Here is a 734-nt window from a genome sequence, read left to right as displayed (position 1 = left end):
CCCAGACGACCGGCCGTGCTGGCTGGCGCTACACTAGCAACTACAAGAAACGGAACCGATGAACGAGCCACTCGACAGAGATAAACTGAAAGTGAAGGTAGCCACGTGCCCCAAGTGCAAGGGGTGGATTCTGGTATCCTGCTTTCCACGGTGCGAGCAGAGTGCCGGCAGCCGCCGCGAGTTTGCCAAGTGCATCAAGGCAGGCGATACGATTGACGTGATAACGCTGACCGAAATGGACAAGCTGTCTTATTGCGACTGCAAATCCAAAGCGAAGAAAGCCACAGTAGGCAGCGACCTATTCAGCGCCTAACCCTCTCAATTCCCACGCCATGCCTCACTACCTCACCCCGCAAAGACCCGCCTACACCCCACGCCAGCGCGAGAACCGCGCCACCCAGTTCGCGGGCTTCCTTGTCGCCACCGTGGCCCTGCTGCTGCTGGCCGCCTGGTTTCACGCCCTGCTGCCCCGCCCCGGGGTTGACAGCGCCCACCGCGCCGAACGCATGGGGCCGGATGTCGCCACCACCGCTAACCGGCTGCCCCATGAGTAAGCTACCCGCCCGCAACCGCTACAACACGCCCGGTTCGCTGCATCAGGTGCGGCCCAAGCAACGGGTGGAACGGCTGCCGGTGCTGCCGGCTACGGAACGGCAGGCGTGCGAACGGCTGCTCAACCGGGTGTCCGATGACTACCTGGCTTCGCCGCTGGCCAGTCAGGAAGAGGCCGCACT

Annotated in this window: 3 protein-coding genes; all 3 read left to right on the top strand. The window is 63.2% G+C overall.

Going from position 1 to position 734, the window contains the following annotated elements; translation table 11 throughout:
• Positions 1 to 58: 58 nt before the first annotated feature.
• A complete protein-coding gene (locus HW554_RS20310; RefSeq protein WP_176910353.1) occupies positions 59 to 313 on the top strand; it encodes a hypothetical protein in 255 nt (84 codons plus the stop codon).
• A gap of 19 nt (positions 314 to 332) precedes the next feature.
• Complete coding sequence (locus tag HW554_RS20305; RefSeq protein WP_176910352.1) at positions 333 to 554, top strand: hypothetical protein; 222 nt, start codon at positions 333 to 335, stop codon at positions 552 to 554.
• On the top strand, positions 547 to 734 hold a 188-nt coding region (locus tag HW554_RS20300; protein ID WP_176910351.1), incomplete at its 3' end, for a hypothetical protein. The genes HW554_RS20305 and HW554_RS20300, both read left to right, overlap by 8 nt.

The organism is Hymenobacter lapidiphilus, assembly GCF_013377885.1.
Classification (GTDB): Bacteria; Bacteroidota; Bacteroidia; order Cytophagales; family Hymenobacteraceae; genus Hymenobacter; species Hymenobacter lapidiphilus.
Note: the sequence above shows the minus strand (reverse complement) of the source record. Positions and strands in the feature narration are given on the sequence as shown.